This is a genomic window from Hymenobacter latericoloratus (assembly GCF_014199535.1).
GTDB classification, from domain to species: Bacteria; Bacteroidota; Bacteroidia; order Cytophagales; family Hymenobacteraceae; genus Hymenobacter; species Hymenobacter latericoloratus.
In genome coordinates this window covers 612805-632342 of record NZ_JACHNV010000002.1, presented here as the reverse complement: position 1 = coordinate 632342, position 19538 = coordinate 612805, and the positions used below count along the sequence as shown (strand labels likewise).

The 19538-nt window shown below is 62.8% G+C and carries 13 protein-coding genes, 1 tRNA gene and 1 riboswitch; of the genes, 8 read left to right on the top strand and 6 right to left on the bottom strand.

Translation table 11 applies throughout. From position 1 onward, the window contains the following. Positions 1-2: 2 nt before the first annotated feature. The 4 genes from GGU46_RS08415 to GGU46_RS08400 form a co-directional block, all read right to left on the bottom strand. The gene (locus tag GGU46_RS08415; protein WP_139923449.1) at positions 3-1094 is read right to left on the bottom strand and encodes an NAD-dependent epimerase/dehydratase family protein; all 1092 of its coding nucleotides are present in this window, start codon (positions 1092-1094) and stop codon (positions 3-5) included. 207 nt (positions 1095-1301) lie between these two features. Next, positions 1302-2192, bottom strand: coding sequence for a glucose-1-phosphate cytidylyltransferase (gene rfbF, locus GGU46_RS08410; RefSeq protein ID WP_139923451.1), 891 nt, complete (start codon positions 2190-2192; stop codon positions 1302-1304). A gap of 250 nt (positions 2193-2442) precedes the next feature. After that, on the bottom strand, positions 2443-3225 hold the full coding sequence (locus tag GGU46_RS08405) for a WecB/TagA/CpsF family glycosyltransferase (protein WP_139923453.1): 783 nt from the start codon (positions 3223-3225) through the stop codon (positions 2443-2445). A gap of 230 nt (positions 3226-3455) precedes the next feature. Next, positions 3456-4859 carry an exopolysaccharide biosynthesis polyprenyl glycosylphosphotransferase gene (locus GGU46_RS08400; RefSeq protein WP_183403090.1) on the bottom strand — a complete coding sequence of 468 codons (1404 nt, stop codon included), beginning with the start codon at positions 4857-4859 and terminating at the stop codon, positions 3456-3458. Between the two features lie 1083 nt (positions 4860-5942). After that, positions 5943-6037: riboswitch (SAM riboswitch) on the top strand. 398 nt (positions 6038-6435) lie between these two features. Between GGU46_RS08400 and GGU46_RS08395 the strand changes: the two genes are divergently transcribed. Both GGU46_RS08395 and GGU46_RS08390 read left to right on the top strand, forming a co-directional pair. Further along, positions 6436-7470 (top strand): ATP-grasp domain-containing protein, encoded by a 1035-nt coding sequence (locus GGU46_RS08395; protein WP_183403089.1) that lies wholly within the window; start codon positions 6436-6438, stop codon positions 7468-7470. A 3-nt stretch (positions 7471-7473) separates the two neighbouring features. Further along, on the top strand, positions 7474-8499 hold the full coding sequence (locus GGU46_RS08390) for an LLM class flavin-dependent oxidoreductase (protein WP_183403088.1): 1026 nt from the start codon (positions 7474-7476) through the stop codon (positions 8497-8499). Positions 8500-8654: 155 nt separating this feature from the next. On the opposite strand, the gene GGU46_RS08385 is transcribed toward GGU46_RS08390, so the two are convergent. After that, positions 8655-9539 carry a carbohydrate kinase family protein gene (locus tag GGU46_RS08385; protein ID WP_246398845.1) on the bottom strand — a complete coding sequence of 295 codons (885 nt, stop codon included), beginning with the start codon at positions 9537-9539 and terminating at the stop codon, positions 8655-8657. A 482-nt stretch (positions 9540-10021) separates the two neighbouring features. On the opposite strand from GGU46_RS08385, the gene GGU46_RS08380 reads away from it, so the two are divergent. The 3 genes from GGU46_RS08380 (at position 10022) to GGU46_RS08370 (ending at position 16599) form a co-directional block, all read left to right on the top strand. Continuing rightward, a complete protein-coding gene (locus GGU46_RS08380) occupies positions 10022-14899 on the top strand; it encodes a T9SS type B sorting domain-containing protein (protein ID WP_183403087.1) in 4878 nt (1625 codons plus the stop codon). A 75-nt stretch (positions 14900-14974) separates the two neighbouring features. Further along, the gene (locus GGU46_RS08375; RefSeq protein ID WP_183403086.1) at positions 14975-15946 is read left to right on the top strand and encodes a PorP/SprF family type IX secretion system membrane protein; all 972 of its coding nucleotides are present in this window, start codon (positions 14975-14977) and stop codon (positions 15944-15946) included. Between the two features lie 38 nt (positions 15947-15984). Next, on the top strand, positions 15985-16599 hold the full coding sequence (locus tag GGU46_RS08370; RefSeq protein ID WP_183403085.1) for a trimeric intracellular cation channel family protein: 615 nt from the start codon (positions 15985-15987) through the stop codon (positions 16597-16599). Positions 16600-16702: 103 nt separating this feature from the next. On the opposite strand, the gene GGU46_RS08365 is transcribed toward GGU46_RS08370, so the two are convergent. Then, positions 16703-16776: transfer RNA gene (locus GGU46_RS08365), tRNA-Ile, on the bottom strand. Positions 16777-16896: 120 nt separating this feature from the next. Here GGU46_RS08365 and GGU46_RS08360 point away from each other — a divergent pair. The 3 genes from GGU46_RS08360 to GGU46_RS08350 are packed head-to-tail and all read left to right on the top strand — an operon-like array spanning position 16897 to position 19470. After that, positions 16897-17553, top strand: coding sequence for an HAD family hydrolase (locus GGU46_RS08360; RefSeq protein ID WP_183403084.1), 657 nt, complete (start codon positions 16897-16899; stop codon positions 17551-17553). After that, positions 17519-18784: a site-2 protease family protein gene (locus tag GGU46_RS08355; protein WP_317171882.1), complete on the top strand. Its 1266-nt coding sequence runs from the start codon at positions 17519-17521 to the stop codon at positions 18782-18784. The genes GGU46_RS08360 and GGU46_RS08355 overlap by 35 nt, the downstream gene beginning before the upstream one ends. A 44-nt stretch (positions 18785-18828) precedes the next feature. Beyond that, positions 18829-19470, top strand: a complete 642-nt coding sequence (locus tag GGU46_RS08350) for a hypothetical protein (protein WP_183403083.1) — start codon at positions 18829-18831, stop codon at positions 19468-19470. The last annotated feature ends 68 nt before the right edge of the window (positions 19471-19538 follow it).

Genomic DNA, 19538 nt, shown 5'->3' with positions numbered 1-19538 from the left:
TCCTAGGCTATGGTAGCAGCCGGAGCCGCTACCACCCGGGCACTGGCGGCGCGGGCCCAGCCCAGGTCGTCGGCCAGCTCGTGCGCTTCGCGCAGGCTGGTGAGCACGCGCAGTCGCATCAGCTCCGAGGAGCGAAAGGCCGCGTCGCGGAAGTTCATGCCCAGCAGCCCGTCGCGCAGCTCGTCAATGGTATCCGCAAGGGTGCGGCGGGGCTGGTGGTCGGGGGCCAGCTCGCGGTACAGGCTGAAATCGACGCGGTAGGAGCGTTTGTCGGGCGGGGCGGCGGGGTTCAGGCTCACGCGGGTACCGGGCAGCGACTCCGCCACGGCGTAGGCCAGCTCGCGCACCTGGTAGTTCCACTGCTCCGAGCCCGTATTGATGGCCAGGAAGGAGCCCCCTACCTCGGGGGTGCGACCCAAGGCCCACGCAATGGCCCGGGCCATATCCTGCACATGAATGAGGGGGCGCCAGGGCGTACCATCGCTCAGGATGCTGATTTCGCCGGCGGCCACGGCCCCGGCCACGAAGTCGTTTACCACCAGATCCAGCCGCAGCCGGTCGCTCCAGCCGCAGGCAGTAGCAAAGCGCAGGCAGGTCACCACAAAGTGGTCGTCGGCGAGGGGGCGCAGGGCCTGCTCGGTCAGCACCTTAGAGCGGGCGTAGGCCGTGAGGGGGTTCAGGTCGGAGGCTTCGGTTTTGGCGCCCTCGCCCCCCGCCCCGTACATGCTGCACGAGGAGGCAAACACGAAGCTGCCCACGCCGGCCGCCTTGGCCTTACGGGCCAGCTCAATGCCAGCCAGGTAGTTTACATCCAGGGTTACCTGCTCGTAGGTCTGGCCCATGGGGTCGTTGCTGATGGCCGCCAGGTTTACTACCGCGTCCACGCCTTCGAGCAAGCCTTCGGGCAGGTGGCGGATGTCGCCGAAAATCTGCCGGTCCAGCCGCGACTCGGGCAGGCGGCGGGCCCCGGTGAGGCAGTGGGCAAAGTAGCCCATGTCGTAGCCAATCAGCTCGGCCTGCGGAAACTGCTGCCGCAGGTGGCGCACCACGCCCGGGCCCACGTAGCCCATGTTACCCGTGATAAGAATGCGCATATGGTGTAGAGTATGAGGGTAGGAGGGTATGGGGGTGTGAGGGCGAGGGGGGGGGGTGAGGAGGTGTAGGGTATGGGGATAAGGGGGCGAAGTGTCCGGAAGAGAGAAGGAAACCCGACAAGCCACGCTGTCAGCTTCTCCGCTATGCTTTCCTACCTTCTCATTGCAATAACGCCTGCCCTACTACCCCCTACCCCTCCTGCCCTATCAATCGGCCGGCATGATGGTGGGGGCGGCTACCCGCTGGCTGAGCGGGGCCACTACGGGAGAGGCCAGGATGTCGGCCAGCACCGGGTCGGGCTCCGCCGACTCAGGGGCGTTGCTCCATACTTTCCACTGGGCGCGGCCCTGCTGCCACATTTCTTCCAGCATGTTTTTGTCGCGCAGGGTATCCATGGGCTGCCAGAAGCCGGTGTGGCGGAAGGCGGCCAGGCGGCCTTCGGCGGCCAGGCGCTCCAGCGGGGCCTTTTCCCATACCGTGTCGTCGCCGTCGATGTAGTCGAAAATGGCAGGCTCCAGCACGAAGAATCCCCCGTTGATCCAGGGCGTTTCGCCGCCCTCCGGCTTCTCGGTGAAGCTGGAAACCAGGCTGCTGGAATCCTGCAGGTTAAACACCCCGAAGCGGCCGGGCTGGCGGACGGCCGTGAGGGTAGCCAGGGCGCCCTGCTGGCGGTGGTAGCGCACGGCCTCCCGAATGTCCACGTCGCCTACCCCGTCGCCGTAGGTCAGGCAGAAGGTTTCGTTTTCCACGTACTCGCGCACCCGGCGCAGGCGGCCGCCGGTCATGGTTTCCTGACCGGTATCTACCAGGGTCACGGTCCAGGGCTCGGCGTGGTTACGATGAATCTGCATCTCGTTACGGTCCATACGGAATGTCACGTCGGAGTTGTGCAGGAAATAATCAGAGAAGTACTGCTTGATCAGGTGCCCCTTGTAGCCGCAGCAGATAACGAAGTCGCGGATGCCATGGTGGGCATATATCTTCATGATATGCCACAGAATCGGCCGCCCCCCAATCTCCACCATGGGCTTAGGCCGCACGCCGCTTTCCTCACTGATTCGGGTGCCGTAGCCACCCGCCAGAATCACTGCTTTCATACGTGTAAGGGTTAAATCATTATCAGGGGAGAGAAGTCGATAAAAGGAGCTCAACACGCATTTACGGCATGATCTATAGTGAGCTAAGGTTGCTGAAATATAGATGTAATTATAATCTTGACAATATTTTTTATTAATATTTTTTATAAAAATTAAAATAAACGTGTGTATTATCCATTCGCCGCGCACAATGAGTCCGCCCGCCCTGTTGTGGGTGGGAGAAGCAGGGTTTTCGCACGGGGCAGCGGAGCTAGGCGGCGGACTGAGCAACCGGCCGGCCGGCCAGGTTAGCGAGTGTGCGCCGGGTGAGCAGGTACACGAAGCGGGTGTTGGTAACCAGGTAGCGGCGCCACAGCCGGCGCGGCTCCAGCCACAGGCGGTAGGCCCACTCCAGCCAGAGGCGGCGGGCCCACAGGGGCAGGCGGCGCTCCAGGCCCGCGTACACCGGAAACGCCTGCCCTACCCCCAGCATACAGGCCCGAATGCGCCCCTGGTGGGCAGCCATCCATTTTTCCTGGCGCGGGCAGCCCAGGGCCACAAACAGCAGGTCGGGGTCGGCGGCGTTGATGGCGGCTACCTCGGCCGCGTCTTCCTCCGGGGTCAGGGCCCGGAACGGGGGCGAGTGGGTGCCGGCTATGCGCAGCGTGGGCAGCTCACGCCGGGCCCGGGCTACCATAGCCGTCAGCACTTCGTTGGTGGTGCCATAGAAATACACCGACTGCCCGCTGCGGGCGGCGGCTTCCAGCAGCACGGGCAGCAGGTCCATGCCGGCCACGCGGGCCTGGGGCGCACTGCGGGGGTTGAGCCAGTGTACGGCGGCAGCTACGGGGCTGCCATCGGGGGCTACCAGGGCGGCCTCGCGCAGAATCTGCCGGAACTGGGCGTCGTGCTGGGCCTCCACTACCATGTGCACGTTGGCAAAGCACACGTAGGCCGAGGCGCGCGCCGCCCCCAGCTTCAGGATAGTCGCCACAAAATCAGCCACCGAGCCGGTTGAAATCCAGGAATCCAGAACGGGTAGTTTTGGCAGCATCTGGTGAGATAGTGAGTTTAAGAGTTCAGTAACTGCGAACGGCGCGGCATTGCCCGGTCCGACGGGCGCAGCCCGTCCGACCGATTGGCTTCGTGCTGACTTCCGGTCCGGGAGGGTTTGGCAAGATAGAGGGGGTAGGCGGGTGCCGGCCTTTCGGCGCGAATGGCGCGGACGGCAACCGGTCCGACGGGCTGCGCCCGTCGGACCGGGGCAAACTCACTATTTCACCGCTAGTAAGCGTTCTTTTCGCCTTTCACCATGTTCCAGACGGTAAGGCCGATGATTTTCATATCCAGCCCGAACGACCAGTTTTCTACGTACTTCAGGTCGTACTCCACGCGCTTTTCCATGGTGCCGGCCTCGCGGGTTTCACCCCGGAAGCCGTTTACTTGGGCGTAGCCCGTGATGCCAGGCGTTACGGCGTGGCGCATCTGGTAGGTGCGGATGTGCTTGCTGTATTCCTCCAGTTGCGAAATCATGTTGGGCCGGGGCCCTACCACCGACATGTGCCCGAGCAGGACGTTGAAAAACTGGGGTAGCTCGTCGAGGTTGTACTTGCGCAGGTACTGGCCCACACGCGTCACGCGCAGGTCGCCTTTAGTAGCCTGCAGCTCGGTCTGGCCGTGGCCCTGGCGCATGGTGCGCAGCTTGTAGCACGGAAACAGTTGGTTGCGCTTGCCCGGCCGCATCTGCTTGAAGAATACCGGCCCCGGCGAGTCGAGCTTAATGAGCAGGGCCAGCAGCGTGAGCACCACCGGAAACACGCCCACAATCACCAGCAGCGAGAAGGCAATATCAAACAGGCGCTTCAGCAGCTGATTGGTCCGGATGCCCAGCGGTGCGTGCCGGATGGTGAGAATGGGCAGGTGGTCGTAGAAATAGACGTTCACATCTTTACGGACGGTGCCGCGGAAATCGGGAACAATGCGAAAGGACAGGAAATGGTCGTCGGCGAAGCGCGAAAGGTCTTCAATCAGCTGGCGCCGGTCGAGGGGCATGGCGAAGTAGATTTCATCGACCTGGGTGCGCAGGCAGTAGTCCTTCAGCTCCGAGAGGCGCCCGCGCACCAGCGGCCGGATGCCGGCCGGCACGGGCTCGGTGCTATCGGCGAAAAAGCCCATAAACTGGTTGGCTATCGGGTCGTGCGACTCCAGGAAGCGGTACAGCTCCTGCCCGGAGGCCCCTGCGCCTACTATCACGAAGCGGCTGTGCGGGCGGGCCAGGTGCTTATGGTAGGCCCGGTAGAAAAACGTAATCAGAAAGCGCCCCGCCACCACGGCCGTTACCGAAAAGCTGTAGGCCGAAAACAGGTAGCGGGCCGGCAGCCAGTACATGTGCAGGGCCACTACCCCCAGCAGCACTACCCCCGCGTGCAGCAGAAAGGTGCGCATCAGATACAGCAGCTTCTCGGGGTAGGTAATCAGCCGGTCAGTACGGTACAGGTTGGCAAACTGCCCCGAGAGAATCCACCAGAGCAGGGCGAAAATGGCGTAGAAGAAGGGATAGTACCCCCCGAAATACCAGTTGCCCAGAAACAGGTAACCCGCCAGCCGGAAGGCCGCGAAAATCAGCAGAACATCTACCGCGGGCAGAATAAAACGGGAAGTATCAGAGTAGTGTCTGTAACGTTCCATAAGCCTGAGGGGAGAAGTGCTAAGGAAACTAAGTGTGGAGCAATCAGCGGTATAGCCTACGGGGGCGGTATGAACAAAGAAACGTATAATTATTCTTTTATCAATAATAAATATGATTAATTTTTACACACAGTAAACTATACCTTAGAATGGTTCATAAAGTTTCACCTCACTATTTTCTTTTTACCTCTATATAATCCTCCCCTTCAGCAAGCCTTCAACCGCAGCGTGCAGCCTATGCACCCCACCGGGGGTAGGCCCCACAGGGCGGTTTGCCAGCCCTTGTGTTGGCGGCTACTGATGCAGATAATCAAGTGGCATTAAGCTCCGGGCAGGCAGCCAGCCTTTGGCTCTGCCGGGCCTTGCTGCGCCGGGGCCTCCCTTGCCCAGTGGCTGATTAAGCGTAACGCTAACCAACAAAATCCGTAGGTTTGACATGCCAACCGTTACAGGTGTGTGTCGGTTGGCAAGAGCTGCACCTATTGCAACACAAGCCCCGGCTGACGAGCCGGGGCTTTTTGTTTGCCGGTGGCCTGCTGCCAGCCACGAGCTAAACTCCAAACTTTTTTGACGGTGTTACGGTCCGGATAGTAGAGAAATCCAACGCCCCAACAGGCAACCGTTCAGCCTTGATCCACTCAAAATTTGATTTGCAAGCTTAGGTATAGCGACTTCGTGAACAGAACGGAAACGCCTACCTGCGTCTTGTCGTGGCTGGCGTTGCATGGGCAGCCGATGCCTGGCCAGTTGTTCAACCAGCAGACGCACATGAGCGTCCCGGCCTACCTGCTACCGCGTTCGTAAACCAGCCATACGTTTTCCAGGCTATACAGCCTATCATGCTGATTGTCAGCCTATATTCACCGTATCTATTCCGGTACGGGTTGCTGCTTTTACTGCTCTGCCAGCTCTTCTCGACGGCTGCCTTTTCTGTTGTTTTCTGACGGGCCGGGTGGCGTGCTAGTGGCAAGCCGTTTTGGCAGAACCTAAGCCCTGCCCCAGCAGCCATCCAAAGAAAATTTGGCTTTCTGACGTGGGGCGCCGTACCTTTGCCGCACTCAATTCTTTCCCCACAAAGGATTGTTTTTATACAGAGGCGTGGAGAGACAGGCTCGACGAAACGCCGGCAACCTTCCGTAGCAGTACGGAAACGGTGCCAAGTCCTGACCATATAAAAACAACGTACCGTGAACCGCTTCCCGCACTTCGCCCCAGCTCCTGCCACCTCTGCTCCCGTACAGCATGGCTGTTGTGGCATGTGGTGTTGGGCCGTCTGTACGCCGCTGGCCGCGTAAGAATCCGCCGGTCCACTGGCCTTGGTCGGGGCAATTCTGAGTTTTGGAGGTACCGCCACCGCTGCTAAGGCGGGGCATTGGCCTACGGCCTAACGCGCTGGCCCTCCCCTGCCCTAACCGGCCCTTTTCCTACCTCCCTCATGCGTGCTCAACCCGAAATCTGTTCGGGCTTATGCGACTGCGTGGCGTCTTTGACCCCGGCTTGACTTCCGGAGGTTCTGGCGGTTACAGGGGGTAGCGTTTTCCGCTGACTTCAACTACCTATTTCTTTTTTCCTTCTCATGTCACAGCCTGTAAAGCCCATTGGCATTTATTTCGAACACCCCGAGTGGTTTAAGCCCCTGTTTGCCGAGCTGAACCGCCGGGGCCTGCCCTACGAGAAAATCGACGCCGCCCACCACCTCTTCGACCCCGCCGAAACCGAGAGCCGTTACTCCCTGGTAGTCAACCGCATGAGCTCCTCGGCCTACCTGCGCGGACACGGTCAGGGCATCTTCCACACGGCCGGCTACGCCACCCACTTGGAGCGCATCGGCACGCGCATCATCAACGGCTCGGCGGCCACGGCCATCGAAACCAACAAGGCCCGCCAGCTCAGCCTGTTTGCCTCGCTGGGCCTGAAATTCCCGAAGTCCTTCGTGATTAACCACGCCTCGCGGGTGCCCGACGCGGCCCGGCAGCTGCAGTTCCCCATCGTGGTGAAAGTCAACATCGGGGGTAGCGGCGCAGGTATCATCCGCTTCGATACCATGGCGGGGGTAGAAGCCGCCGTGGCCGCCGGGCAGATTGACCTGGGCATCGACCAGACAGCCCTGGTGCAGGAGTACGTGGCGCCCCGCGGCGGCCACATTCACCGCGTAGAAACCCTGAACGGCAAGTTTCTCTACGCCATGAAGGTGTACACCACCGGCGAGAGCTTTAACCTGTGCCCCGCCGAAATCTGCCAGATTCCGGAGGAGCCCGCCGCCGGTGATTTCTGCCTTACCGAAGCCCCCAAGAAGGGGATTCAGGTAGAAGCCTTTACGCCCCCGGCCGAGGTAGTAGAAGCCGTGGAGCGCATTGTGGCCGCCGCCAAAATCGACGTGGGCGGCATTGAGTACCTGGTGGATGACCGCACCGGCGAGGTGCTGTTCTACGACGTGAATGCCCTGTCCAACTTCGTGGCCGACGCCGTGAATGTGGTGGGCTTTGACCCCTACGCCCGCTTCGTGGACTACCTCGAAACCCAGATTGGCGCCCCCAACCCCGGCAGTCAGCCTGCTTCCGCTGAGGCCATTTCTTCCACCCACCAGCCGGTAGCGGCTTCCATTCACTAAGCCATGCGGTACGGATATTGGATGCCCGTTTTTGGCGGGTGGCTGCGCAATGTGGAGGACGAGAACATGCGCGCCGACTGGGACTACGTGAAAACGCTGGCCCAGCGCAGCGAGGACCTGGGCTACGACTTGTCCTTGATTGCGGAGCTCAACCTCAACGACATCAAGGGCGAGGAAGCGCCGAGCTTGGATGCCTGGAGTACGGCCGCTGCTCTGGCCGCCGTAACCAGGAAGATCGAGCTGATGGTGGCCGTGCGGCCTACCTTCCACTCGCCGGCTTTGCTGGCGAAGCAGGCCGCCAACATTGACCACATCAGCGGGGGTAGGATTTCCCTGAACGTGGTGTCGTCGTGGTGGCAGGATGAGGCCAAGAAGTACGGCGTGCACTTCGAGCAGCACGACGACCGGTATGCCCGCACCGCCGAGTGGCTGCACGTAGTGGACAACCTCTGGAAGCAGGACCATTTCTCCTTCGAGGGCAAGTTCTATAAGGTGACGGACTCCATTCTGCAGCCCAAGCCCGTGTCGCGCCCCCGGCCGTTCATCTACGCCGGCGGCGAATCGGAGGCGGCCAAGAACCTGATTGCCGCCCAGTGCGACGGCTACGTGATGCACGGCGACGAGCCCCAGGCCATCGGCCGCCGCATCCGGGACCTGCAGGAGCGCCGCGACCGGCTGGGTTTGCCGCCCATGAAGTTCGGGGTAGCAGCTTACAGCATCGTGCGCAACACCGAGGCCGAGGTGAAGAAGGAGCTGGAGCGCATTACCAACGTGCAGGGCTCGGCGGCGGGCTACAAAAACTACCAGCAGTGGCTGGCCGGCACCCAGCTCGAAAACCAGGTTTCTCTGCAGGACTACTCGGTTTCCAACCGCGGCCTGCGCTCCGGCCTCACCGGCACCCCCCAGCAGGTGGCGGACCGCATCGGGGAGTTTGAAGCCGTGGGCGTGGATTTGTTCCTGCTCCAGTGCAGCCCGCAGCTGGAGGAAATGGAGCGGTTCTCGGAAGCCGTCATTCAGGTGCTGGCATAAGCAAGTTTATCCGTGGCAAAAAGGCCCCGCTAATTGCGGGGCCTTTTTGTTTACCTAAAAGACTTCGGATGCTCGGGGAGCCGCCGGGCAGGCTGGTGCATCGTAGGGAGCAGGTAGCAAGCGGCGGGTTTGCATTCGGGGCAGGCCGGCGCTGCCTACATGGCCGGCCTGGCCATCAGCGCCTGCACGTCGTGTTCGGTAAACGCGGGGGTTGCGCCCGGATGGGTGGCCACCAGCGCGCCGGTAGCGCAGGCCAGGCGCAGCGCCTGCCCGGGGTGGGTGCCGGCCAGCCAGCCTTTAAGCAGAGCGGCCAGAAACGCGTCGCCGCTACCGATGGGGTCCTTTACTGCTACCGGCACCCCGGGTGCGCGGTAGAGGTGGTTGCCGGTCCAGAGCAGGGCCCCGGCGGCCCCGCAGGTTACGCACACGGCCTGCAACCCAAAGTTTTCGGTTAGCCACTGCATAGCAGCGGGCAGCTCGGGCTCCTTGCCAAACCAAGCCATAATTTCCGCTAGCTCGTGGTGATTCAGCTTCAGCAGGTTGGTTTGCGCCAGCAGCTCGGTTACTACCGCCCGCGTGTAGTGCGGCGGGCGCAGGTTCACATCGAATACTTTGAGGCGGGCGCGCTCCAGCAGGCGCCGCAGGGTTTGGCGGGAATCGGGCTGGCGGGCGGCCAGGGAGCCAAATACCACTGCCTCGGCCTGCTCCGCCCGCTGCTCCGGGGCCGCCCCGGGCCGGATGTAGTCCCAGGCCACGGGCTGGTCAATCTGGTAGGTTACATCCTGGGCCGCATCTACGCTGGCAGTTACCCGTCCGGTGGGGTAGTGCTTGCTGCGCTGAATGAAGGTAGTATCCAGGCCGCGCGACTGGATAAAGTGCAGGAGCTCCGTACCCGGCTCATCTTCCCCAACACAGCTGATCAGGTCTGCGGAGCAACCCAGCTGGCGCAGGTGCACGGCTACGTTAAGGGGCGCGCCGCCCGGCTGTCGGCCGCCCGGCAGTACGTCCCAGAGCATTTCCCCAAAGCAGACAATAGACATAGAAAGCAGCAAAGAAGAGAACGGCTGCCGGCTTCGGCAGCGGGACCTGTGGCAGCCAGCAGCTTATGGGGCAAGGGCGCCTCCTGCTCCATTACAGTACCTGGGTAAAAAGGTACGGCCCTTTGCCGAAGCGCCCCACCCGAAAGTGCTGAGCAAATTACGTTACGCAACGGACACTACCAGAAACTCAGGCCAGCTGCCGGGGTAGGGCGCACCGCTTTTTTCCGGCCCTAAACCGGGGCGCATAAGCCCGGTTTAGGGCCCTGGGGTAACCAGAAAGGCTTGTAGCAGTTGGCGGGCAGCGGTGCCTATCACTATTCTGACATTGCATTGCATAAACCTGGCGGGCAGTGTGTAGCTTTACTACAAACGGCTAGCTGCATTTCAGCAATACCCGGCCGTTGTGCTTCGTTTCTAAGGTAGTGGGTGGCAGCTTCTTTTTTGCGCATCTGCTTTCTCCTTTGCTCTTCACCTGCCCTACTATGCGTGCAGAACTACCGCACTCTACCCGTACCTCCTTTCTGTGCCTTACCCAACCCCGCCGGCCAGCCGGACGGGCGGGCGCGGCGGCCAGCCGGCTGCTGAGCCTGCTGCTACTTTTGCTGCTGAGCGGAGCCGCTACCACCACGTTCGGTCAGGCACCACCCCCTCCCCCCCCGGAGTGCGCGGCCGATGAAAAGTTTGCCAACACCTGGTACTTTGGCTTTAAAGCGGGGCTCGACTTCAACCAGGCCTCTGCCGACTCCCTTCCGAAGGTGCTCACAAATGGGGCAATGGATGCCCCGGCCGGCTCGGGGGTAATGTCAGACGCCAACGGCGAAATTCTGTTCTACAGCAACGGCGAAACCGTCTGGAACGGCGACGGTAGTGTGATGACCAACGGCACGGGGCTGGCAGGCAGCCGCTTCACTACCGACGGCCCCCTTCCCATCAAGCTGCCGGGCAAACCTATAGCTGGCCAACCCACGCGCTACCTGCTCTTTACCCTGAAAGACACCGTTGGCCTGAGCTACTCGGAAATTGAAATTCCTGAGGGTGGTGGGCCGGGCACCGTTATAGCGGCTACCAAAAACACCCCTCTGGCCCGCGGCACGGCGGAGAAGCTGACAGCCGTATTCCATAAAAACGGCTGCGACATCTGGGTTATCGCGCACGGCTGGGGCACTGCCAAGGGGGGGAATAATAACCGCGGCGACGCCTTTCTGGCCTACCGTGTGCGGCAATCAGCCGGCTATGTAGGTCCGGTCCTCATCGACGAGCCCATTATTTCAACCGTCGGCAGCCTGCACGCGCCAAGTGTGGCGGCCCTGGGCTATAAGGGCCAGATGAAGGTAACTCCCAATGGTCAGCAGTTGGCCCTGGCCCGCTACAGCGAAGTAGTGGGCGACAGCAGCAGCACCGTGGAGCTGTTTGGGTTTGATACCGGCTCGGGCCAGGTCAGCGTTAACCCACAGGTGCCGTACATTGTGGACAGCGGCGCCGGGAAATATTATGGAGTAGGGTTTTCGCCTGGCAGCTACCTCTATGCTACGGTGCGCAACCCGCCCAAACTGCTGCAATTCGACATCAGCGGCCGCGGGCCGGTTACCAAGGAAGACATTCCGCTCAAACAGAAAACCCCGGCCGACCTGGGCTCCCTGCAGGCCGCGCCCGACGGCAAGATTTACGTGGCCCGTGACAACCAGCCCGCGCTGGGCGTCATTCCGTACCCGGACTCGCTGGGGGCCAAGTCCCGCTACGCCGACGACAGCCTACAGCTGGGTGGTCGCCTGAGTGGCCTGGGCTTAGTCAACTTCAACCAGAGCTCTTTGTTGCGCGTGGGACCTATTGCGCAGATAACGGGTTGCCGACAGATTTCATTTGAGGCCCCACCCATTGATTTTGATAATAAGAAGTATCTCTGGACGTTCGGCGACGGTGCTACCTCAACCGAAGAGAACCCCGTTCATACCTACGCCAGGCCCGGCAACTACACCATCACGCTGCGCATCGACACCGACTGCTTTTGCCGCGAAAGCTCGGGGATAATCCAGGTGCCCGATCTGCCGGAGCCGGGTAGCATCGCGGGCCCGCAGGTGCTATGCGCTGGCGCTGCGCCGGCCGCGCTTACCAGCACTACCAATGCCTCCAGTGATGCTGACCTGCCCTTAGAGTACCAGTGGCAAACCTCCACGGATAATGCTACCTGGACGGATATTCCCGGGGCCACCGCCGCCACCTATCAGCCCGGCAACTCATTGCCTGCGGGCGTTACGTATTTCCGGCGGCGCGCCCTGCTGCTTTTGCCTGACCAAAGCGGTCCGTACTGTACCCCCACCTTTACCGCTTCGGTAGCCATTACCGTGCTGCCAGCCCTGACGCCGGGCGGCATTGCCGCCGACCAGACGGTATGCGCCGGCAGCCCGGTTGCCCCCCTGACGAGCACCGGTCCCGCTACGGGCGGTACGGGTACGTTTGCGTATCAGTGGGAATCGTCGGTAGATGGTGGTACTACCTGGACCGCTATTCCAAATGCTACCAGCGAAACCTTCGCGCCCGGACTGCTCACGGTTACTACGTCGTTTCGCCGCCAGGTAACCTCCGGGGCCTGCACGACTACGCCTTCCAACACGGTTACCATCACCGTGGTACCTGCCCTGACGGCCGGTACCATTGCGGCCAGCCAGACCATCTGCGCGGGCAGCATACCGGCCCTGCTAACCAGCGAAACTGCGGCTACGGGGGGCTCCGGCACCATTACCTACCAGTGGGAATCATCGGTGGATAATGCCACCTGGACGCCCATTGGCGGGGCCACCGGACCAAACTTTGAGCCGGGTCAGCTCAGCGTAACTACCTCCTTCCGCCGCCGGGCAACTTCGGGGAGCGGCTGCGCGCCGGTCTTGTCCAACGTGGTAACCATTACGGTAACGCCCGCCTTGGTGGCCGGCACTATTGCCGCCAGCCAAACAGTGTGTTCGGGTGCTACCCCCGCCGCGCTTACCAGCGCGGCCCCTGCTACGGGCGGCACGGGCACGTTTGCGTATCAGTGGGAGTCCTCGCCGGATATCAACGTCTGGGCGGTTATTGCGGGTGCCACCGCCGAAACCTTCGCGCCCGGTCCGCTCACGACTACCACCTACTTCCGCCGCCGGGTTACCTCCGGGCCCTGCGCCGCTACCCTGTCTAATGTGGTAACCATCACGGTACTGCCGACCCTGACGCCGGGCCGCATTGCCAACGACCAGACCATTTGCGCCGGGGCTACCCCCGCCCCGCTTACCGGCCCGGCCAGCCCTGAGGGCGGCACAGGCAGCTACGCCTACCAGTGGGAATCTTCCCCGGACAACACCACCTGGACGGCCGTTGGCGGGGCTACCGGCGCCACCTTCGTGCCTGGCCCGCTTACGGCTACTACCTTCTTCCGCCGCCGGGTAACTTCCGGCGACTGTGGGCCGGTGTATTCCAACGCCGTCACCATCACGGTGGTACCAGCCCTGACTGCCGGGAGCATCGCCGCTAACCAAACCATTTGCACCGGTGGTACTCCGGCTCTGCTTACCAGCACTACCCTGGCTGCCGGCGGCTCGGGCGCCATTGATTATCAGTGGGAAGCCTCGCCCGACAACGTTACCTGGACTACCATCCCCGGCGCCACCGCATCAACCTTTGCCCCAACTCCGCTGGCCGCTACCACCTACTTTCGGCGGCGGGCAACCAGCGGGCCCTGCGGCCCGGCTTATTCCAACGTGGTAACTATTACGGTAGCGCCGGCCCTGACCGCCGGTGCCGTTGGCCCCGCCCAGACGGTGTGCCCAGGCGCTACCCCCGTGCCCCTTACCAGCACTACCTCCCCTACGGGCGGCACGGGCAGCTACACCTACCAGTGGGAATCTTCTCCGGATAACAGCACCTGGACGCTCATTGACGGGGCTACCGCCGAAACCTTCGCACCGGGCCCGGTTTCGGTTACCACCTACTTCCGCCGCCGGGTAACTTCCGGTCCGTGCGGACCCGAGGTTACGGCTTCGGTGGCGGTAACAGTGCTGCCCGAACTGCTGGCCGGCACCATCGGCACCGACCAGGACATTTGTGCGGGAGCTACCCCGGCTCCGCTGAGCGGGGGCGGGGCCAGCGGCGGCACCGGCACCTTCACCTACCAGTGGGAAGCGTCCACGGATAACTCCACCTGGGCGGCCATCAGCGGCGCCACCGCATCAACCTTTGCCCCCGGCCCGCTCACGACTACTACCTTTTTCCGGCGCCGCGTTACCTCGGGCACGGGCACCTGCGCCACGGCGGTTTCCAACGTGGTAGCGGTGCGGGTGACGCCCCTGGTGACACCCACCGTAACCCTGGCCCCGGCCCCGGTGCAGTGCCCCGGCACCCCCCTGACCTTTACGGCCGCGGCTACCAACGTGGGGGCTAATCCCACGTTCCGCTGGCTGGTGAACGGCGTGTTCGCGGCCAGTGGCCCCACGTTTACCAGCAGCACCCTCGTCACCGGTGACCAAGTGCGGGTGGAGGTAACGCCCACGGCGGGGCTGTGCAGCACGGGGCCGGCAACGGCTTCCGTTACCGTCACGCGCACGCCTACTTCCCTGCCTACCCTTACTATTGCCGTGCAACCGGGCGGCCCCGTGTGCCTGGGAGCGCCTCTCACCTTCAGTCTGGCCAACGTGAACGGGGCGGGTCCGGCGCCGGAGTACCAGTGGCAGGTAAACGGCACCGATGTACCGGGCGCCACGGGCCCGGTATTCACCAGCACCACCCTGCAGGCCGGGCAGGTCGTGACGCTGCGCCTGCGCACTACCAACATCTGCGCCCAGCCTGTTACGGCGGTTTCCAACGGAGTGCCCGTGCGGATTCAGCCTCCGGTGGACGTGGACGCCGGCCCCGACCGGGAAATTCTGGCCGGCACCTCCATCACGCTGGAGGGCCGGGCCGATGGGCGCTACCCCGTGCGCTGGACGCCGGCCGCGGGCCTGCGCTTTACCGGCGACTCGCTGCGGCCCGTGGCTACGCCCCGCGTCACGACCACGTACACCCTCTCGGCGGGGGCGGGCGGCTGCGCCGACTCCGATCAGGTAACGATTACCGTGCGCCCGGCCATCCGGATTCCGAATGCCTTTACGCCTAACAGCGACGGCCGCGACGATACCTGGCAGATCGAGAACATCGAGCAGTTCCCCGACAATACCGTGACCGTGTTCAACCGCTGGGGCAACCAGATTTTCTCGGCCACCAACTACAGCCGGGCCAATGAGTGGCGCGGTGACATCAACGGCCAGCCCGCCCCGGTAGGCACCTACTACTACGTCGTCGTCACGAAGGGGCCGCTGGGCAAGTCCTACAGCGGGTCCATTACCATTCTGTATTAACCAAACACCCGGCCGTGCCAGCCGCGGCCGGGCTACCTTCTACCCTCCCCGCGAGGTTCTCAGGCAACTTCTGCTATGAAAAGAGCTTTAACGCTACTGCTGCTCCCGCTGCTGCTGCTGGCTGCCGCCCCCCTCCGGGCCCAGCAGCAGGCGCAGTACAGCCAGTACATGAACAATAACTACATCCTGAACCCCGGCACTACGGGCGTGGAGGACTACATCGACGTGAAAACCAGCTACCGCACCCAGTGGACGGGGCTGGAGGGCGCCCCCAAAACCTACTACCTCAGCGCCAGCTCCTCGCTGGGCAAGTGGCGCAGCACCGGCAAGCGCACCCTGCGCGACCGGCGCCGGCCGTTTCACGCCATCGGGGGGCTGATTTATAACGATGTAACCGGGCCCACCAGCCGCAAGGGGGCCTACCTCTCCTACGCCTATAACCTAGTGCTGGCACCCAACCTGCGAGCCGCCCTGGGCGTGTCGGCGGGCATGCAGCAGTTTGCCGTGGATGGGCAGCAGCTGCGGTTCTATGACACCACCTTTCAGGCGGGCAGCGCCGCCTCGCGGGTGCTCGATGGCTCTATCGGCCTGTGGGTCTATAGCTCCGATTTCTACGTGGGCATCTCGGGGGCGCAGCTGCTGGGTAACAAGCTCGATTTTTCTTACAGCCCCGATGGGGTAAGCGCGGGCGCGGGCAACACGCTCAAGCGCCACTACTTTGCCACGGCCGGGGTACGCGTACCGCTCAGCGACGACTGGTCCCTGGTGCCCTCGGTGCTGCTAAAGGCCGTGAACCCGGCCCCGCTTTCCCTTGACCTTAACGCCAAGCTCAAGTACCAGGATTTGCTGTGGGGAGGCATCTCGTGGCGGGCCTTCGACTCGTTTGTGGCCATGGTGGGCCTGAACTACGAGCAGCTCACGCTGGGCTATTCTTATGATGCGGGCCTTTCCCGATTGGCTGGCTACCACGGCGGCAGCCACGAGGTGCTGCTGGGGTTGCGGCTCAAGAAAAAAGCCCAGGTAGTGTGTACCAATCGGTTTTGGTAGGCAGGACGGGCGAGGCGCTCAGGCAGTCAACAGCTTTTATGAACGTACTTTACCTGACGGATTTAATCGGGACCGGCGTGTTTGCCATATCCGGCACGCTGGCTGCGCTGCACAGGAGAAAAGACCTCGACGTGCTGACCTTGTTTCTGTTTGCCTTTGTTACGGCCGTGGGCGGGGGCACCCTGCGCGACGTCATCATGCAGGCCTCCCCCGTGGTCTGGATCAGTGACGGTACCTACCTGATAGTGATTCTGGGCAGCACCCTGCTGGCCATTGCCTGCCGGCGCTGGTGGCTGGGCGTTCTGCAGCGCCCCCTGCTGCTGTTCGATACCCTGGGCATCGGTATTTTTACCATTCTGGGGCTGGAAAAAGCCCTGCACCAGGGCGTGAATCCGTGGGCGGCGGTGCTGCTGGGCGTTGTGTCGGCCCTGTTCGGGGGCGTCATTCGGGATACGCTGGCCAACGAGGTGCCGCTGGTTTTTGAGCGCCACCTCTACGCTACCCCTTGCCTGACGGGCGCCATTCTGTACGTGCTGGCCCTGCCCCTGGGCCTGAACCCCACTGGGCTTTTTTTGGGGGCGGTGGGCGTTATCACGGGCTTTCGGCTGCTGGCCCTGCGTAAGGGCTGGGCCCTCCCCCCCATCCGGACCTGAAACCTCCCCACGCGGCGGCCCGGGCCTGGGCCGCAAGCTTAATGGCAAAAGTATTGGCAATAAATAAAAAACCCGCTTCACGCGAGCGTAAAGCGGGTTTTTGTGGGCCCAACTGGAATCGAACCAGTGACCTACTGATTATGAGTCAGTTGCTCTAACCGATTGAGCTATAGGCCCTTGCCTTGCACAACCGCCGGGCGGTTGGTTTCAGCTGCGCAAACTTCGACTTTTGTCGGCAGATTTGCAACGCCTACCCCCTGACTTCCCGCAAACCGTTTACGGCCACCCCAATCCGCTATGCCAACCAAACTACCCAACCTGCTCTTCGATTTTGGGGGCGTCATCATCAATATTGATTATAACCTGACCCGGGAGGCCATGCGCCGGCACGGCAGCAGCATTGAGTTCACCCAGGCCGCCCAGGCCGAGCTGTTCGACCTGATGGAAACCGGCCGCCTCACGCCCGAGGAGTTCCGCCAGGGCCTGCGGAAGCATTACCAGTTGGCGGCCACCGACCCCGAGCTGGACGCGGCCTGGAATGCCATGCTGCTGGATGTACCCGCCGAGCGCCTGGCCCTGATTGCCGAGCTGCGGGCCCAGGGCCACCAAACGGCCCTGCTTTCCAACACCAACCAGATTCATATTGAGGAAATCAACCGGCGCCTGCGGGAGCAGTACGGCTTCGGGCACGGCATTGCCGACTGCCTGGACCGGGTGTTCTACTCCCAGGAGGTAGGCTGGCGCAAGCCCGGTGAGGAAATTTTCCGGCACGCCCTGGAGCAGATGAACTGGAAGGCCGAGGAAACGTTATTCATTGAAGACAGCCCCCAGCACATTGAAACGGCCCGCCGGCTGGGGCTGCGCACCTTATTCCTGACCCCGCCGCTCACGCTGCAAGACGCTTTGCCCGCCGCCCTCCGTGCCTTTCCCCGAGAATACTCCGCCTCTGTCTGATATCACGCCAGCGCCCCACCACCTCCCCAACCCGGCCCCCGCGCCCCCGGCGGAGGACGATGATGTGGAGGCCGCCTTCACGCGCTACGAACGCCCTGCCCTACCCCGCTGGGCCCGCTACGGCCTGCATCTGCTGCTGCTACTGCTCACGCTGGTGACTACCACCTTCGAGGGGCTGGTGCTGGTGGCCGGGGCGCTGGGGCAGGCCTATGCCCCCTATGAGCTGCTGGCCGGGCCCTGGCAGAACCTTTGGCCGGCCGTGCAGCCGGGCTTGTGGTACGCCCTGCCCTTTCTGGGTGTGCTGCTCGTGCACGAGTTTGGCCACTACTTCACGGCCCGCTACTACCGCATCCGGGCAACTCCGCCTTACTTCATCCCTCTGCCCATGGGGTTCGGTACGTTCGGGGCCGTTATCCGCATCAAGGACCGGATTTTTTCCCGGCGCGAGTTTTTTGATGTGGGCCTGGCCGGGCCGCTGGCAGGGTTTATAGTAGCGGTAGGGGTGCTGGCCTACGGCCTCACGCATTTGCCCCCGCTGGACTACCTCTACAACATTCACCCGGAGTACCGCTTCTACGGTTCCCGCTACGCCCAGTACGTGTACCAGGCGGGCCAGGGCGCGGGCACAGTGCTGGCCCAGCCCCTGCTGTTCCGGGCCATGGCCGCCGTGCTGGCCGACCCGGCCCTGCTGCCCCATCCCAACGAGCTGGTGCACTACCCCCTGCTGGTGGCCGGCATTCTCTCGCTGTTCTTCACGGCCCTCAACCTGCTGCCGATTGGTCAGCTGGATGGCGGCCACATTGTGTACGGCCTGCTGGGGCCGCGGCGGGCGGCGCGGGTATCGGTGGTTTTGTTTGTGGGCTTTATCTTTTACGCGGGCCTGGGGCTGTTTTCGTTGGCTTCCGAGGGCACTACCTGGCTGTACTGGGCCGGGCCTTACGCGGGGTATCTGTTTCTGGTGTTCCGGCGGGTGGTGCCCACAGTGCGCCGCGCCGTGCTGCTGGGTGGGGCGGTATGGCTGGCGCAGGTGGCGCTGGCCTCGGCGTTTCCTGGGGCTGAAGGCAACCCCGGCTGGCTGGTGTTCGGGCTGGTGCTGGCCCGCCTGACCGGCATTTTTCACCCACCGGCCCCCGATGAGCGGCCGCTTTCCACGGGCCGTAAGGTGCTGGGCTGGCTGATGCTGGTTATTTTTGTGCTCTGCTTTACGCCCTTTCCGCTTACATTCCGCTAAAGCCTTATCGGCCGGCAGCAGGGCCTGCCGCCCCGATTTTTTGAATGACAGTTCCGCAATTTTCTCAATATCAGTTTCTTCGGGGTTCTACTCAGCTACTGCTGCGCCAACACGGCCTGCACGTAAGCCAGCGCAGCCGGCGCGGGGCGGCGTGGCTGGAAACCGAAATTCCCTACGAAGAGCTGCTGCCCGTGGAGCTGGAATACGCCAGTCCGCCGCCTCTGCGCACCGAGTTCTTCTGGATACTGGCGTGGCTGATTGCACAGGCGGCGCTCCACCTAACTCAAAATCGGCAAGACACGGCCGCTCTACTGGTGGGCGGTCTGGGCTTTGTGCTGGGCCTGGGGGTAGTGGTGCTGGTGCGCCGCCGCCGGGCCCGCACCGTTACGCTGGGCACCAACCGCCTCCGTGTTGTGCTCCGCAACCGCCGCAGTCAGCGCGCGGTCCTGGAGGCCTTCACCGAGGAGCTGCGCCTGCGGGCCCATGGCTACCTGCGCGAAGAATACGGCCAAATCAACCCACTGGGGCCCATTGAGCTGCAGCTGCACCGCTTGCGCTGGCTACACCAGCTCCGGGTGCTCAGCAACGAAGAGCTGCAAACCCTCAGCACCCGCCTCACCGGCCGCCTCTCCCTGGCCCCTCTCAACCTGATGGGCCAGGAGCTGGAAACGCCCTACGTGAATTAACAGTGCATGAGTGACGTGTCATGGCGAGGAGGCCCGACGAAGCCATCCGTCCTGACCAACTCCCTACC

Excerpts from the sequence above, each read along its gene's own strand:
- GGU46_RS08415 (WP_139923449.1), bottom strand. The coding sequence starts at position 1,094 with ATGCGCATTCTTATCACGGGTAACATGGGCTACGTGGGCCCGGGCGTG.
- rfbF (WP_139923451.1), bottom strand. The coding sequence starts at position 2,192 with ATGAAAGCAGTGATTCTGGCGGGTGGCTACGGCACCCGAATCAGTGAG.
- GGU46_RS08405 (WP_139923453.1), bottom strand. The coding sequence starts at position 3,225 with ATGCTGCCAAAACTACCCGTTCTGGATTCCTGGATTTCAACCGGCTCG.
- GGU46_RS08400 (WP_183403090.1), bottom strand. The coding sequence starts at position 4,859 with ATGGAACGTTACAGACACTACTCTGATACTTCCCGTTTTATTCTGCCC.
- GGU46_RS08395 (WP_183403089.1), top strand. The coding sequence starts at position 6,436 with ATGTCACAGCCTGTAAAGCCCATTGGCATTTATTTCGAACACCCCGAG.
- GGU46_RS08390 (WP_183403088.1), top strand. The coding sequence starts at position 7,474 with ATGCGGTACGGATATTGGATGCCCGTTTTTGGCGGGTGGCTGCGCAAT.
- GGU46_RS08385 (WP_246398845.1), bottom strand. The coding sequence starts at position 9,539 with ATGTCTATTGTCTGCTTTGGGGAAATGCTCTGGGACGTACTGCCGGGC.
- GGU46_RS08380 (WP_183403087.1), top strand. The coding sequence starts at position 10,022 with ATGCGTGCAGAACTACCGCACTCTACCCGTACCTCCTTTCTGTGCCTT.
- GGU46_RS08375 (WP_183403086.1), top strand. The coding sequence starts at position 14,975 with ATGAAAAGAGCTTTAACGCTACTGCTGCTCCCGCTGCTGCTGCTGGCT.
- GGU46_RS08370 (WP_183403085.1), top strand. The coding sequence starts at position 15,985 with ATGAACGTACTTTACCTGACGGATTTAATCGGGACCGGCGTGTTTGCC.
- GGU46_RS08360 (WP_183403084.1), top strand. The coding sequence starts at position 16,897 with ATGCCAACCAAACTACCCAACCTGCTCTTCGATTTTGGGGGCGTCATC.
- GGU46_RS08350 (WP_183403083.1), top strand. The coding sequence starts at position 18,829 with ATGACAGTTCCGCAATTTTCTCAATATCAGTTTCTTCGGGGTTCTACT.